This window comes from Luteimonas yindakuii, assembly GCF_004803715.2.
GTDB classification, from domain to species: domain Bacteria; phylum Pseudomonadota; class Gammaproteobacteria; order Xanthomonadales; family Xanthomonadaceae; genus Luteimonas; species Luteimonas yindakuii.
The window spans coordinates 2,376,102-2,389,389 of the sequence record NZ_CP039383.2 but is presented as its reverse complement, the minus strand read 5'-3'; the positions used below and the strand labels follow the sequence as shown (position 1 = coordinate 2,389,389).

Below are 13,288 nucleotides of genomic sequence, written 5' to 3'. Positions count from 1 at the left end.
AAGGATGGACCTGACGATGAAACGATGGATTGGGATGCTGCTGGCCGGTTCGGTCTCGGCAGCCGGTGCCGATGCGGTGGCCGGCGAGCGCCCTGCGGCGTTCGACCACCGCCTGCCGGCCGAGCACACGGTGGAAGTGCGCACGATGCCGCGCGTGGACAACGCCCGGCTGCTTGCCGAGGACCTGCGCGACCGCGCGCCGCGCCGCGACGCGCCGGTGCGCTTCGCCACCCCGCACCGGGTGTCGATCACCCCGGTGGATGCCGGCGACTGGGACCAGCTCGACGCCGACACCCTGGTGTGGCGGCTGCGGGTGGAATCGAAGGGCGCGCTGTCGCTGAACTTCGGTTTCGACGAATACCGGATGCCGGCAGGCGGGCACATGCTGATCTATCCCGCCGGCCTGCCCAGGGGCGCGGACCCTGCGGCGATCCGCACCTTCACTGCGGCCGACAACAAGCCGCACGGCGCGTTGTGGACCCCGGTGGTGCCGGGCGACCACGCGGTGATCGAGGTGGTGGTGCCGAAGGATCGGGCCGACCAGTTGCGGCTGCGCATCGGCAGCGTCAACCACGACTACGTCGGCTTCGGCCGGCTCGCCCGTGCCGGTTCGCTGGAACAGGCCACCGGCGTGTCCGGGTCGTGCAACATCGACGTCGCCTGCCCGGCCGGGGACGACTGGCGGCAGCAGATTCCGGCGGTCGGCGCGTATTCGCGCTTCGGCACGCTGTACTGCACCGGCTCGCTGGTCAACAACACCGCCAACGACCGCTCGATGTACTTCCTCACCGCGCACCACTGCGGCATGGGCACCGCGGATGCAGCGGCATCGATCGTCGTCTACTGGAACTACGAGAACTCCACCTGCCGCACCCCGGGCAGCGCCGCCAGCGGCGCCAACGGCGACGGCAGCATGGCGCAGAACCAGACCGGTGCCACGGTGAAGGCCACCTGGGCGACGTCGGACTTCACCCTGCTCGAACTCGACGATCCGGCCAACCCGGAGTTCAACCTGAGCTGGAACGGCTGGGACCGTCGCGACATCACCTTCAACGGCGCCACCGGCATCCACCACCCGCGCGTGGCCGAGAAGCGCATCACCCACTCCGACAACCCGCTGCTGATCCAGGGCTATCTCGGCAATGCCGGCAGCAGCCATCTCAAGGTGCAGTGGAACCCGCAGGGCACCACCGAGGGCGGTTCGTCGGGCTCGCCGATGTTCAGCCCCGACAAGCGCGTCATCGGCCAGCTGCATGGCGGCTACGCGTCGTGCAGCACCACCGGTGACCAGCACGTGGACTGGTACGGCCGCGTCCACACCTCGTGGGCCGGCGGCGGCACCGATGCCACGCGCCTGAGCAGCTGGCTCGACCCGGTCGGCACTGGCGCGCAGTTCATCGACGGCATCGGCGGCGCGGGGCAACCCGGTAATCCGGTGGCCGGCTTCAGCTGGACGGTGGACGACGCGACGCTGACGGTGGCGTTCACCGACACCTCCACCGACGATGGCGACATCGTGGCCTGGAGCTGGGACTTCGGCGACGGCACCACCTCGGACGAAGCCGATCCGGTCAAGACCTACGACGAGGCCGGTGTGTACACGGTCACGCTGACGGTGACCGACGACGAGGGCAACAGCAATTCGCGCAGCCAGCCGGTCGATGTCGGCGACACCGGTCCGGAGGCGATCGAGCTGCTCAACCAGACCCCCGTGCGCGGCGTGGCCGGTGCTGCCGGCGAGGAGCTGCTGTACCGCATCGACGTGCCGGCAGGCGCCAGCGGCCCGCTGAGCATCCTGACCTCCGGCGGCAGCGGCAACCTCAGCCTGTACGTCTCGTACGAGGCCGAGCCGACGCAGGACGACCACGACGCGCGTTCGGCGCGGCCGGGTAACAGCGAGAGCGTGCGCATCGCCAACCCGCAGGCGGGCAGCTACTACATCAAGCTGGTCGGCGAGACCGCGTTCGCCAACGTCACCCTGCAGGCCCGCCACAACTGATCGCTGCACTTCGCCCTTCCCCACGACGGCAGTGGGCCGGCCGGAACTCCCGTGACCTCTCCCGCGGGAAAGCCGGCCGGCCCGGGCGGAAGCCCCTTCCCGCACGCGGGAGGGGGTGTTTTTTGGAGAGCCGGTGGTCGCCGCGCCCGACTCCGCGACCGGGCCGGGCTTGCGCGGTGTCGGATTCCCGGCGCTATGCTGCGTTCGTCACACCAGAAGGGAGACGTGCCATGCGTCTGGCATCCGCGGCGTGCATGGTCCTGGCGGCCCTGTGCTGCCACGGCATCCCGGCGTCGGCACAGGAGCGCACTTCGATGGCCGAAACCAGGGTGCCGACCGCGCAGCGCTGGCAACGCTTCATCGTCAAGTACCACGCGCATACCGATGCCGGGCAGGACGTCGATGCGGTACGGCCGCGGCTGGATCGCGTCGCAAAGGACGCAGGCCTGCAGCGGCAGGGCGTGCGCCCGGCACTGCGCTGGGAGCGCCGCCTCGGCGTCGGCGCGGACCTGGTCATCGCCGATCCGCCGCTGGACGACGATGCCGCGCAACGGCTGCTTCGGCTGTTCGCCGACGATCCCGATGTCGAATACGCCGAACCCGACGGCATGATGCAGCGCGGTCCGGGGCCGGAACCGGCCGGGCCGGTCACGCGCGGGGACTGAACCCCCGGCGTGTCGGTGTCGGGCGTCAGCCGACCGCTTCGAAGCGGTTCGCCACGACGTTCTTGCGCACCGTGGCCGGATCCCAGATGCGGCCGTTCATCGCGATGTAGACGCCCGGCGGCAACGACTGCACGGCACCCACCGCGGTGCCGATGTTGAATTCCGCGTCGGAGCCACGGAACCGCGCCGGGTTGAGCGCACCGGTGAGGACGATGGTGCGGTCCCCGATCGACGCCAGCGCGCGCGCGGTGTCCACCATCGAGTCGGTACCGTGGGTGATCAGCACGTGTCGCGCCGGCTGCGCGGCGATGGTCGCGCGGATCAGCTCGCGGTCGTCATCGGTCAGGTGCAGCGAATCCTTGCGCAGGATCGGAATGACGCTGAAGCGGAACGCCACGCCCAGCTCCTCGAGGATCCGGCCGATCTGTGGCGCACCGACCTGGAAGTCCGACTTGTCGTCGAAATAGACCTTGTCGATGGTGCCACCCGTGGTGACGATCAGCAGCTCTTGCATCAGGGGTTCGTGTCCGTTGGGAGAGGGGGCGCGGCGGCGTCGACCGGCATGGAAACACGGTAATCGGCGCCATAGTGCTCGCAGATTTTCAGCCACGCATCGCCGGGCGGCAACACGAGCTCCTCGTCGAAGCCATCGCCGCTCTGCCGCGGCCGCGAAAACGTGCAGTCGGCGGTGTCGTGCTCGCCATCCATCCCGACCACGATACGCAGGGCCATCACGTCGGCGGCGCGTGGCGGTGGGCCTGGAAGGATCGGCCAGGCATGGAACTCCCAGGCGCAGCAGCTGGCACGGCCCGCCTCGATGACGTGACCGTCCAGGATCGAGAGCTCGGCGTAACCGCCGGCGAAGAACTCGTGGAACGTACCGCTCGCCGGGTCGAGGCGGTAGACGATGCCGGCACAGTTGGGTCCCGCGCCGCACATGCCGGTCGCTTCGACTTCATGGATGCCGTCCTCGTCGAGGTCGATAAACGCCACCGAGCGCGCGCGTTCCTCCGGGTCCGGCGACGGGTCGCGCAGCACCACCCGGAACCTGCTGCTTCCGGGCGCAGCCCAGGCGACTTCCACCGCGTCGTTGCAGTCGCGCCGGATGCGCAGCGTCGAGCCATCGCGGTTGGTCGCCTCGTCGGTGGACACGCAATCGATGCCCTGCGCGCCCGCGGCCCCGACAGCCGTGCTGCAGGCCGACGCGAGTGCCAGCAACAGTGCCGCGCAGATTCCGCGGCCGACCCGCATCATCCGCGGCCGCGGGCGAAGCGGGCCCGCAGTCCGGGCCAGCTGGCGCTGCCGATCACCAGCAGCGAGAGCGCGAGCAACGCCAGTGCCGGACCGCGCGCTGCCGGCGTGCTCCAGGCTTCCATCACCGCGTGCGAGAACCAGAACAGGCCGAACACGCCGGCCCAGAAGCGCGCCCGGGCGCTGCCCGCGAGCACGAAAACCGCCAGCAGCAGCGGCGGCAACACGAGTACGAACAGGGCGGCAACAAGGTGCTCGCCCTGTGCGAGCCATGCGCCGTACACGGCAGCCAGCGCGGCGAGCGCCGTCGCCAGCACCCAGGTCGCGGCACCGCGCCTCATGCGAGCCTTGCGGCCAGTTGCGCCACGCGCCGACCCAGCGCGCGGGCGAGGGCGGCCTCGTCGTCGGTGGGCTGCGGATCGTCGTCGGCGCCGGCGACATGGCTGGCGCCGTAGGGCGTGCCGCCGCCGGTCGTGGTGTTGAGCTGGGGCTCGGTATAGGGAATGCCGGCGATCACGCAGCCGTGGTGCAACAGCGGAACCATCATCGACAGCAGGGTGGCTTCCTGCCCGCCGTGGAGGCTGGCGGTGGAAGTGAACACCGCCGCCGGCTTGCCCACCAGCGTTCCGCTGGCCCACTCGGCGCCGAGACCGTCGATGAAGTGTTTCAGCGGCGCGGCCATGTTGCCGAAGCGGGTGGGGCTGCCCAGCAGCAGTCCGGCGCACTCGGCGAGATCGGCGCGTTCGACGTAGGGCGCGCCATCCTCGGGCACCGGCGGCTGTGCGGTCCGGGTGACCGCGGCCACCGGCGGCACCGTACGCAGGCGCGCCTGCATGCCATCGACTTCAGCGACGCCGCGCGCGATGTGACGGGCCAGTCGCGCCACCGAGCCGCCGCGGCTGTAGTAGAGGACGAGGATGTCGGGCATGGCGCAGGTTCCGCTCGGGCGACCGGCAAGGATAGGGGAAGTGCGGATACCGCGCGGTGCGCACGGGCCCACCCGCCCGGTCACCATCGTTCGGGTACGCTTCGGTCGATGACGCCGCAGCACACCTTCGCCCGCTGGAGCACGCGCCTGACCGATCGCGCGCGCTCCGGGTCGTTCCTGCGCTTCCTGTGGCGCCGCTTCCTCGACGACCGGCTGTTCGAGGCTGCCGGCGCGCTGGCCTTCACCACCGTGTTCGCGCTGGTGCCGCTGAGCATGGTGGTGTTCGGCGTGCTGTCGGCATTCCCGGTGTTCGAGGCCTGGAGCGCGCAACTCACCGACTACATCTTCTCCAACTTCGTTCCGGACTCGGCGCGGCAGGTCGAGGACTACCTGCTCGGCTTCTCGCGCAACATCGGCCAGCTCACCGCGCTGGGCACCATCGCGCTGGTCGTTTCGGTGCTGGTCACCCTGCAGGGGGTCGAAGCCACGTTCAACCGCATCTGGCGGGTGAACACCACCCGGCCGAAGCTCGCGCGCTTCCTCGTGTACTGGACCGTGCTGACGCTCGGCGCGCTGGTGGCTTCGGCGAGCCTGGCGTTGTTCACACGCTTCCTCTCGCTCGACATCTTCCACAGCACGGCGTCCGGCCAGTGGCTGCAGCGCAGCCTGTTGCAGCTTGCGCCGCTGGCGATCGAGCTGCTCGCCATTGCGACCATCTTCCGGGTGATCCCGCATCGCACGGTGCAATGGCGACATGCCCTCGGCGGCGCATTGCTGTCGGCGATGATGCTGGAGCTGGCCAAGCGTGCCATCGCGCTGTACCTGGGCGGTTTCGACGGCTACGAGCGCATCTACGGGCAGGTCGCCTTCATCCCGGTGCTGCTGCTGTGGATCTACTTCTCGTGGCTGGCGATCCTGCTGGGTGCCTCGTTCGCCGCCAGCATGTCGGCGTTCCGTTACCAGCCGGCGGCGATGCGGCTGCCGCTGGGCTATGAACTGTTCGCCCTGCTGCGCATGCTCGGCCGCTTCGTCGAAGCGCGGCGCGAAGGCCGCGGCCTGCACACCGACGAGCTGATGGCGCTGGAGCCCTGCCTGACCGACGCGCTGGCACAGCAGTTCTTCGCCCAGCTCGACACCGCCGGCATCTTCGCGCGTGCCGAGGACGGTGCCTGGCTGCTCGCGCGTGATCTCGACGGGGTGACGCTCGCCGACCTCTACGAAGCCTGCCACCTGCGCATCCCGGTGCGCGAGGCGCACATGCCCTGCCGCGACGATGCGCTCGGCCGCGCCGCCCAGGAGGCGCTCGATGACCTGCGCCTGCCGCTGCGCGACCTGCTCAGGCGCCGCGTCGGCGACATCTATCCATCCGGCAAGGAGCTTGCCCCATGACCCGTTCCCTGGCCCTCGTCCTCACCGCCTGCCTGCTGGCCGCGTGCCAGCGCGAGGCGCCACCCGCGCCCGAAGCCCAGCCGACGCCAGCGCCGGCTGCGCGGGAGCCCGGAGCCGCTGACGCAAACGTTCCGCTCGAGCTGCGCGTCACCACCCTCGACGGCACGGAGTGGGACCTCGCCACGCAGCGCGGCAAATGGGTGGTGGTGAATTTCTGGGCGACCTGGTGCGCGCCCTGCCTCAAGGAAATGCCCGAGCTGTCCGCACTGGGTGCCATGCGCGAGCACATCGAGGTCATCGGACTCGCCTACGAGGAGATCGAACCCGACGCGATGCGCGCCTTCCTGCAGAAGCATCCGGTGCTGTATCCGATCTCCATCGTCGACGTGTACGCGCCACCTGCCGGCTTCGATCCGCCGCGTGGGCTGCCGATGACCTACCTGGTCGATCCGGATGGCGTCGTGGCGGAGCAGTACCTCGGCCCCGTCACCGCCCACGACATCGAGCGCGACATCGCGGCTGCCGGCGGCCCTGCGGTGCCTACGGAAGGCGCTGGAGCCGGGACCGACGCATGACTGCCGCGCGCTTCCTCGTCAGCGGCAGGGTGCAGGGTGTGTTCTTCCGCGCCGCCACCGGTGAGCAGGCGCAACGGCTTGGCCTGCGCGGCCACGCGCGCAATCTCGACGACGGCCGCGTCGAGGTCGTGGTCGCCGGGGATGTCGCGGGCATCCAGGCACTCGCGGCCTGGCTGCAGCACGGCCCGCCGATGGCGCGCGTGGACAGGGTGGGGCGGGAAGCGGCCGATGTTGCAACGGTGGGAGCAGGGTTCCGGACGGTCTGAGGGCGGCTAACATGGGCTCGCCACGTGCAGCGGGACGCGGGGTGCCATCGAAGGACGCGTCCGGCCGGGACACATCGCGCAGCGCCGACGCGCCATCTGCCGCAGCTGCAATTTAGTGATTGGAGGTCCGCCGATGCAACTGCGCAATGCGCCCGACCGCTGGGGCCCTGTCAGCAAGCTGTTGCACTGGACGATCGTGGTCCTGATCGGCTGGCTGGCCTGGCTCGGCCTGACCATGGTCGACATGCCGACGACGCCCGCCAAGATCGACGCCTATGCGCTGCACAAGTCGCTCGGCCTGACCCTGCTCGCGCTGGTGACGCTGCGGCTGGCCTGGCGGCTGTATGCAGGCGCGGCACATGCGCTGTCCGGCACGCCGCGGTGGCAGACGCGCATCGCGGGCATCACCCATGCCGGCATGTACGTGCTGATGTTCGTGATCCCGCTCAGCGGCTGGCTGTTCAACTCCGCGTCGGGCTACCCACTGCAGTGGTTCAGGCAGTTCAACCTGCCGACGCTGGCGGGCCAGGACGCCATGCTCGCGCAGTCCGCGCGGCTGGTGCACGAGGTCGGCGTCTGGCTGCTGCTGGCGCTGCTGGCGATGCACGCCGGCGCGGCCCTGTACCACCACTTCGTGCAGCGCGACGCCACCCTGCGCCGCATGCTGCCTTCCATTTTCCGCAAACGTCCCCGCACGCCGGCACCGCGCCGGCGCATGGAGCACTGACATGATCCTGCGCACTGTCCTCCTGCCGCTTGCATTGGCAATAACCTCCGCCGTGGCGGCGCCCGTTGCCGCTGCCGACTACGTGCAGGCCTCCGGCGCGCTGACCTTCGCCAGCCAGTACCAGGGCGAGACCTTCGTCGGCAGCTTCCCGGGCTTCCGCACCACGATGCGCTTCGATCCGGCCGCGCCGCAGGACGCCACCCTCGACGTGGTGATCCCGCTGGCCGGCGCCAACACCGGCAACACGGATCGCGACACCACGCTGAAGGCCGCGGACTTCTTCGACGTCGCGCGCTTCGGCCAGGCGCGCTACACCGCCAGCGGTTTCATCCCGCAGGGCGACGGCAGCTACAGCACGGACGGCACCCTCGAGCTGCGTGGCGTGCGCAAGCCGGTCACCCTGAGCTTCACCCTGACCGACGGCGCGCGGCCAACGCTGGCTGGTCGCGCAAAACTCAGCCGCCTGGCATTCGGCGTGGGCGTTGGCGACTGGGCCGACGTGTCGATCATTCCCGACGAGGTCGCCATCTCCACCCGGGTCACGTTCGCGCCGGCACCGTGAGTCGGCAGATGTTGCCGGCGCGTGCGCCGGGGGTCAGGACATCGGCTCCGGCGCGGCGCCAATCGCCGGCGGCAGCGGGATGAATTCCTGGTCGTCGAGGTCGGGCAGCTTCATCCGCCCGGCCGCCCAGTCGGCGCGCGCCTGCAGGATGCGTTCCTTCGATGACGACACGAAGTTCCAGTCGATGAAGCGTTCGCCCACCGGCTCGCCGCCCAGTGCCATCACCACCGCATCGCCGAGCGCTGCGATGGTCACCGCGGCGCCGGGCGCCAGCACCGCCATGCTGCCGGGCTCGATGCGCTGGCCGTCGATCTCCACCGCGCCATCGGCCACGTAGACCGCGCGTTCCGGGTATTCCGGCGGCAGCGACACCCGCGTGCCGGCACGCAGTTGCCAGTGCACGTAGAACTGCGGCGAATCGATCGCAGCCGGTGATCGGATGCCGGCAAGCTCGCCGGCGATCAGCCGTCCCCAGACCCCGCCCTCATCGAAGGTCGGCAGCTCGCTGGCGTCGTAGTGCCAGAAACCCGGATCCATTTCCTCGCACGCGTCCGGCAACGCCACCCAGGCCTGGATGCCGTCCATGGGACCACCCACCGCGCGGCCCTGCTCGAAGCGCTCGGAATGGGTGATGCCGCGCCCCGAGGTCATCCAGTTGACCTCGCCCGGGCGGATCGGCTGCTCGGAGCCGACGCTGTCGCGGTGCATGATCTCGCCCTCGAACAGGTAGGTGATCGTCGACAGTCCGATGTGAGGATGCGGGCGCACGTCGGCCGAGCGTGGCAGGCCCGGCTCGAACATCGTCGGCCCCATCCGGTCGAAGAAGATGTAGGGCCCGATCATGCGGCGCTTGGCGAACGGCAGCACGCGGCCGACTTCGAACCCGCCGAGGTCGCGGCGGCGCGAGGGGATGACCAGCTCGATCATGGTGGAACTCCACATGGAGGCTGGCCTTCACTGTAGTCCGCGGCATGTGCCGGCGCCGGGACGGGCGGTTGGACCAACGATGCGGAATGTGACCCGCCCTGCGCTTAACGAAAAATTGACGGATGGCGGGTGCGCATCGAGAATGCGCCGCCGCGCATGCTGCGCGGTGTGGACCATCACAGGAAAACAGGAGTTTCAGCATGATCAGGGAATTGCTTCTCGCCACTGCGGTCACTGTTGCCGCCGCACCAGCCATCGCCGGACCCGGCACCGGTTTTCTGGCGATTGAAGCCGGTCGCAGCGACCTGTCGGTCGAGGGCGCCAAGGACAACGACACCGCTGCCGGCCTGCGCGGTGGCTACTACTTCCGCCCGCAGTTCGGCATCGAGGGCTTCGTCACCCGTTATGGCGCCGACACCAGCGGCCCGTGGCGCACCGAGGTGGACGGCATCGGCGTCGGCGTGTTCGGCAAGGCCAACTTCGGCGCCGAGGCCTACACCGGCTTCTACGTCAGTGGTCGTGCGGGCATCGCGCACAACCGCGTCGAGGAGACGCTGCGTGGCGTTGACTCGTGGGACGACACCGATACCAATCCCTATGTCGGCGTCGGTCTGGGCTTCGACTACAGCCCGAACTTCGGCCTGGGCGTGCGTTACGACTACCAGGAACCCAAGGTGGGCGACGTGCGGGTGAAGCTGGAAACGCTGACCGGAAGCGTCGAATACCGCTTCTGAGCACCGCGCTGCGTCCGCGGGACGGCCGCCGCGTGCGGCCGTTCCTGTTTCCGGAAGCCGGACTCAGCCTTCGGCGTTGAACTGGGGCAGCGGCGCCACGGTGTCGTAGCACTCCGATCGGTGGGGGCCTGCAAGCGGTGGGAATTCCAGTGCCCCCGGGGCGACGTGGATGTCGGGCATGCGGTCGAGCAGGTCGCGGATCAGGGTCAGCCGCCCACGGCGCTGGTCGTTGAAGTCCACCATGGTCCAGGGGGCATGGCCGGTATGCGTGGCGCGCAGCATCGCTTCGCGGGCGCGCGTGTAGTCGTCGTAACGCAGGCGCGCCTCGACATCGATCGGCGAGAGCTTCCAGCGTTTGAGCGGATCGTGCAGACGTTCGGCGAAGCGGCGTTCCTGTTCGGCCTGGTCGCAGCCCAGCCAGTACTTGAACAGCAGCACGCCATCGTCGGTAAGCATCTTCTCGAATGCCGGCGCCTGCTCGAGGAACCGCGCCACCTCGGCGTCGCTGGCGTAGCCCATGACCCGTTCGACGCCGGCGCGGTTGTACCAGCTGCGGTCGAACAGCACGATCTCGCCGGCGGCGGGCAGGTGCGGCACGTAGCGCTGGAAATACCACTGCGTGCGTTCGCGATCGCTGGGCGCGGGCAGGGCGACCACATGGCACTGGCGCGGGTTGAGGTGCTGCGCGATCGCCTTGATCACGCCACCCTTGCCCGCCGTGTCGCGACCTTCGAAGATCACCAGTACGCGCTGCCCGCATTCCTTCGCCCAGCGCGCCATGTCGACCAGCTCCACCTGCATCGGCTCGAGGGCGGCGTCGTAGGCCTTGCGCTTCAGCTTCTTCATACGGGCTCCGTCACTCGCGCAGGCGCGGGCGCAGGGTCGCTAGGCTGCAGGGTCGCGTGCGCGCATCCAGCTGGTCGCGGATGATCCGCTCCCACGCGGTGCGGCAGGCCGAGGTGGAGCCGGGCAGGCAGAACACGAAAGTGCCGTTGGCGAGCCCGGCGAAGGCGCGCGACTGCAGTGACGCGGTGCCGATCTCGTCGAAGCTGATCGCGCGGAACAGTTCGCCGAAGCCGGGCATCTGCTTGTCGAGCAGCGGCAGCAACGCTTCGGGGGTGGAGTCGCGACCGGTAAACCCGGTGCCGCCGGTTACCAGCACGCCATCGATATCCGCATCGGCAATCCATTGCGACACCGTCGCACGCAACCGGTAGCGATCGTCGGGCAACAGTTCACGTGCGGCGAGGCGATGGCCGGCGGCTGCGATCGCCCCGGCGAGGTAATCCCCGGAACGGTCGTCGGTCGGCGTGCGGCTGTCGGAGACCGTCAGCACGCAGATCGACAGCGGGATGAATCCGTCGGATGCACTCATGCGCGCAGGGTAGCCATGCGGGTGTGAGCACGGAAGCGGCCATCGCCGGAATGTGCCTGCACGTGAGGGCGTGCATCAGGGTCGGTTGCGCACGCGCGCCGTGCGCGGTGGGCTTCAGCCGGCAGCGAGCGACAGCGGAGCCGGCGGATCGCCACGCCGCTGGCGCTCGACCATCGCCGTCACGATGCCTGCGAAGTCGGTCGCAAAGCCGCCCATGTCGAACAGGCCGGAGCGCTCACGCAGGGTCGCCACGCGGTGGCGCAGTGCAGCCAGGCGCGGCGGGTCGTTGCCGAGCGCAGTGGCCAGCGCGACGAAGGCCGCATCGTCATCGACGTTGAGCTCATCCATGCCGAGATGGTGGTTAAGGCTGGCCGCCACGCGCGCGGCGAATGTGGCGCCCGGCCGGGTCAGCACCGGGCAGCCCGCCCACAGCGCATCCGACGCGGTGGTGTGCGCGTTGTAGGGATTGCAGTCGAGGAACAGGTCGGCCAGTTGCAGGCGGGCGAGGTAGGTGGCCTGCGGCTGCTTGGGCATGAACACCAGCCGGTCCGGATCGATGCCGTCGGCCTCGGCGGCCTCGCGCAGGCGGCGGTCGGCCTCGCCGGGGCCCGAGAGCAGCCACAGCACGCTGCCCGGCACCTGGCGCAGCACCGCCATCAGCCGCGCGAACGATGCGGGATTGAGCTTGTAGCTGTTGTTGAAACAGCAGAACACGATGCCGGTCTCCGGCAGTCCGCATCCGGCACGTGACGGGGCCGGCGGCACCTCGCGCCGCGTGTCCGAGGGCTGGAAGCAGCGCGGCAGCCACGCCGGCTGCTCGGAGTGGATGGCAAGCTCCGCGGGCAATACGACGCGGTCGGCCAGCACGTAGTCGATCCAGGGCGCACCGCTGGTGCCGGGGTAGGCGAGCCAGTTGACCTGCAGCGGCGCCGGGCGCATCGCCAGCACTTCCGGCCGCCCGCCACCGCCCCAGCCGCGCAGGTCGAACAGCACGTCGAGGTCGGCGTCGCGGATACGCCCGGCGATCTCCGCGTGCGGGCGGTCGGCGACGTCGTGCAGTGCATGCGCCGAGGCCTGCAGCCGGCGGCGGATGATGCTGCCGTCATCGGCATTGAGCGCGAACAGGTGGATGTCCACGCGGTCATGCGCACGCAGCGCCTCGAAGAACGCTGCAGTCAGCAGGCCGGTCGGATGCGCGCCGAAGCCGTTCGACATGAAGCCGACGCGCAGCCTGGCGTCGCTGCGTACCGGCGCGGGTGGCAGGCGCGGGATGTGCGCGGCCACCGCCTCCGCGCGCAACCTCGCGCAGGCGAGTTGTTCGGCGGCATCGGCGTCCTCGCTGAGGAAGGCGAACGGCTCGATCGCTGCATCGCCTGCGGCCACCGCGGTGCGTACCTGCCGCGACAGCGCATCGATACCGCGCCAGTCGCACAGGCGGCGCCGCCAGGCCAGCAGGTAGGCGGCGATCTGCGGGTGTTCCGGTGCCAGTGCGTGCGCGCGTGCATAGGCCTCGTTGGCGGCTTCCGCCTCGCCGGCGTCCTCCAGCGCGTGGCCGAGCCAGACCGCGATCCCGGCGTGGCCGGGCGCGTTCTGCGCGGCGGCGCGCAGCGCCTGCGCCGCCTCGCGATGGCGGCCGAGCATCCACAATCCGCGACCGAGTCGCGCCAGCGCTTCCGGGTGGCCGGGCGCCAGCTGCAACGCGCGCTGTGCCGCGCCCGCCCCGTTGCGGGCATCGCCGGCACCAAGCTCGACATCGGACAGCAGGATCCACGCCATCGCGTCGTCGGGTGCGCGCTGCACGGCGAGGCGGGCTTCGATGCGCGGGTCGGGGCGTTGCTGGGCCATTGGCGGCGCGGATCCGGAAGGGCCGGCCATGCTCGCGTGTCGCGG

At 70.0% G+C, this 13,288-nt stretch carries 16 protein-coding genes; 8 read left to right on the top strand and 8 right to left on the bottom strand.

Features of this window, described 5'->3' with window-relative positions:
* Positions 1–16: 16 nt before the first annotated feature.
* Both E5843_RS11095 and E5843_RS11090 read left to right on the top strand, forming a co-directional pair.
* Positions 17–1,999 (top strand): PKD domain-containing protein, encoded by a 1,983-nt coding sequence (locus tag E5843_RS11095; protein WP_166815988.1) that lies wholly within the window; start codon positions 17–19, stop codon positions 1,997–1,999.
* Positions 2,000–2,229: 230 nt separating this feature from the next.
* Positions 2,230–2,664, top strand: coding sequence for a hypothetical protein (locus E5843_RS11090; RefSeq protein WP_141065992.1), 435 nt, complete (start codon positions 2,230–2,232; stop codon positions 2,662–2,664).
* A gap of 25 nt (positions 2,665–2,689) precedes the next feature.
* Here E5843_RS11090 and E5843_RS11085 read toward each other — a convergent pair whose 3' ends face one another.
* The 4 genes from E5843_RS11085 to wrbA are packed head-to-tail and all read right to left on the bottom strand — an operon-like array spanning position 2,690 to position 4,843.
* Complete coding sequence (locus E5843_RS11085; protein WP_141065991.1) at positions 2,690–3,178, bottom strand: asparaginase domain-containing protein; 489 nt, start codon at positions 3,176–3,178, stop codon at positions 2,690–2,692.
* Entirely contained in the window at positions 3,178–3,918 is a 741-nt protein-coding gene (locus tag E5843_RS11080) for a hypothetical protein (protein ID WP_136412653.1), read from the bottom strand. The genes E5843_RS11085 and E5843_RS11080 overlap by 1 nt, the downstream gene beginning before the upstream one ends.
* Positions 3,915–4,256 carry a DUF2069 domain-containing protein gene (locus E5843_RS11075; protein WP_136412652.1) on the bottom strand — a complete coding sequence of 114 codons (342 nt, stop codon included), beginning with the start codon at positions 4,254–4,256 and terminating at the stop codon, positions 3,915–3,917. Before E5843_RS11075 ends, E5843_RS11080 begins: the two co-directional genes overlap by 4 nt.
* Positions 4,253–4,843, bottom strand: a complete 591-nt coding sequence (gene wrbA, locus E5843_RS11070; RefSeq protein WP_134673995.1) for an NAD(P)H:quinone oxidoreductase — start codon at positions 4,841–4,843, stop codon at positions 4,253–4,255. Before wrbA ends, E5843_RS11075 begins: the two co-directional genes overlap by 4 nt.
* Before the next feature lie 108 nt (positions 4,844–4,951).
* Between wrbA and E5843_RS11065 the strand changes: the two genes are divergently transcribed.
* The 5 genes from E5843_RS11065 to E5843_RS11045 all read left to right on the top strand — a co-directional run bounded on the left by E5843_RS11065 (position 4,952) and on the right by E5843_RS11045 (position 8,362).
* Positions 4,952–6,232, top strand: a complete 1,281-nt coding sequence (locus E5843_RS11065) for a YihY family inner membrane protein (RefSeq protein WP_134673994.1) — start codon at positions 4,952–4,954, stop codon at positions 6,230–6,232.
* Positions 6,229–6,807: a TlpA family protein disulfide reductase gene (locus E5843_RS11060; RefSeq protein ID WP_136412651.1), complete on the top strand. Its 579-nt coding sequence runs from the start codon at positions 6,229–6,231 to the stop codon at positions 6,805–6,807. Before E5843_RS11065 ends, E5843_RS11060 begins: the two co-directional genes overlap by 4 nt.
* Entirely contained in the window at positions 6,804–7,073 is a 270-nt protein-coding gene (locus tag E5843_RS11055; protein ID WP_136412650.1) for an acylphosphatase, read from the top strand. Before E5843_RS11060 ends, E5843_RS11055 begins: the two co-directional genes overlap by 4 nt.
* 133 nt (positions 7,074–7,206) lie before the next feature.
* Positions 7,207–7,800 (top strand): cytochrome b, encoded by a 594-nt coding sequence (locus tag E5843_RS11050; RefSeq protein WP_136412649.1) that lies wholly within the window; start codon positions 7,207–7,209, stop codon positions 7,798–7,800.
* 1 nt (position 7,801) lies between these two features.
* The gene (locus tag E5843_RS11045) at positions 7,802–8,362 is read left to right on the top strand and encodes a YceI family protein (protein ID WP_136412648.1); all 561 of its coding nucleotides are present in this window, start codon (positions 7,802–7,804) and stop codon (positions 8,360–8,362) included.
* A 33-nt stretch (positions 8,363–8,395) separates the two neighbouring features.
* Here E5843_RS11045 and E5843_RS11040 read toward each other — a convergent pair whose 3' ends face one another.
* Positions 8,396–9,289 (bottom strand): pirin family protein, encoded by an 894-nt coding sequence (locus tag E5843_RS11040; RefSeq protein WP_136412647.1) that lies wholly within the window; start codon positions 9,287–9,289, stop codon positions 8,396–8,398.
* Positions 9,290–9,489: 200 nt separating this feature from the next.
* Between E5843_RS11040 and E5843_RS11035 the strand changes: the two genes are divergently transcribed.
* The gene (locus E5843_RS11035; RefSeq protein WP_166815986.1) at positions 9,490–10,023 is read left to right on the top strand and encodes a porin family protein; all 534 of its coding nucleotides are present in this window, start codon (positions 9,490–9,492) and stop codon (positions 10,021–10,023) included.
* Between the two features lie 63 nt (positions 10,024–10,086).
* On the opposite strand, the gene ppk2 is transcribed toward E5843_RS11035, so the two are convergent.
* From ppk2 to E5843_RS11020, 3 genes are all read right to left on the bottom strand, one after another.
* Entirely contained in the window at positions 10,087–10,869 is a 783-nt protein-coding gene (ppk2, locus tag E5843_RS11030; protein WP_141065989.1) for a polyphosphate kinase 2, read from the bottom strand.
* A gap of 10 nt (positions 10,870–10,879) precedes the next feature.
* Positions 10,880–11,398: a molybdenum cofactor biosynthesis protein B gene (gene moaB / locus E5843_RS11025; RefSeq protein WP_136412644.1), complete on the bottom strand. Its 519-nt coding sequence runs from the start codon at positions 11,396–11,398 to the stop codon at positions 10,880–10,882.
* 114 nt (positions 11,399–11,512) lie between these two features.
* The gene (locus E5843_RS11020; protein ID WP_136412643.1) at positions 11,513–13,243 is read right to left on the bottom strand and encodes an O-linked N-acetylglucosamine transferase, SPINDLY family protein; all 1,731 of its coding nucleotides are present in this window, start codon (positions 13,241–13,243) and stop codon (positions 11,513–11,515) included.
* Positions 13,244–13,288 lie beyond the last annotated feature (45 nt).

What these genes read in the sequence shown, in the direction of transcription:
- E5843_RS11095 (WP_166815988.1), top strand. Translation starts at nt 17, where the DNA reads ATGAAACGATGGATTGGGATGCTGCTGGCCGGTTCGGTCTCGGCAGCC.
- E5843_RS11090 (WP_141065992.1), top strand. Translation starts at nt 2,230, where the DNA reads ATGCGTCTGGCATCCGCGGCGTGCATGGTCCTGGCGGCCCTGTGCTGC.
- E5843_RS11085 (WP_141065991.1), bottom strand. Translation starts at nt 3,178, where the DNA reads ATGCAAGAGCTGCTGATCGTCACCACGGGTGGCACCATCGACAAGGTC.
- E5843_RS11080 (WP_136412653.1), bottom strand. Translation starts at nt 3,918, where the DNA reads ATGATGCGGGTCGGCCGCGGAATCTGCGCGGCACTGTTGCTGGCACTC.
- E5843_RS11075 (WP_136412652.1), bottom strand. Translation starts at nt 4,256, where the DNA reads ATGAGGCGCGGTGCCGCGACCTGGGTGCTGGCGACGGCGCTCGCCGCG.
- wrbA (WP_134673995.1), bottom strand. Translation starts at nt 4,843, where the DNA reads ATGCCCGACATCCTCGTCCTCTACTACAGCCGCGGCGGCTCGGTGGCG.
- E5843_RS11065 (WP_134673994.1), top strand. Translation starts at nt 4,952, where the DNA reads ATGACGCCGCAGCACACCTTCGCCCGCTGGAGCACGCGCCTGACCGAT.
- E5843_RS11060 (WP_136412651.1), top strand. Translation starts at nt 6,229, where the DNA reads ATGACCCGTTCCCTGGCCCTCGTCCTCACCGCCTGCCTGCTGGCCGCG.
- E5843_RS11055 (WP_136412650.1), top strand. Translation starts at nt 6,804, where the DNA reads ATGACTGCCGCGCGCTTCCTCGTCAGCGGCAGGGTGCAGGGTGTGTTC.
- E5843_RS11050 (WP_136412649.1), top strand. Translation starts at nt 7,207, where the DNA reads ATGCAACTGCGCAATGCGCCCGACCGCTGGGGCCCTGTCAGCAAGCTG.
- E5843_RS11045 (WP_136412648.1), top strand. Translation starts at nt 7,802, where the DNA reads ATGATCCTGCGCACTGTCCTCCTGCCGCTTGCATTGGCAATAACCTCC.
- E5843_RS11040 (WP_136412647.1), bottom strand. Translation starts at nt 9,289, where the DNA reads ATGATCGAGCTGGTCATCCCCTCGCGCCGCCGCGACCTCGGCGGGTTC.
- E5843_RS11035 (WP_166815986.1), top strand. Translation starts at nt 9,490, where the DNA reads ATGATCAGGGAATTGCTTCTCGCCACTGCGGTCACTGTTGCCGCCGCA.
- ppk2 (WP_141065989.1), bottom strand. Translation starts at nt 10,869, where the DNA reads ATGAAGAAGCTGAAGCGCAAGGCCTACGACGCCGCCCTCGAGCCGATG.
- moaB (WP_136412644.1), bottom strand. Translation starts at nt 11,398, where the DNA reads ATGAGTGCATCCGACGGATTCATCCCGCTGTCGATCTGCGTGCTGACG.
- E5843_RS11020 (WP_136412643.1), bottom strand. Translation starts at nt 13,243, where the DNA reads ATGGCCCAGCAACGCCCCGACCCGCGCATCGAAGCCCGCCTCGCCGTG.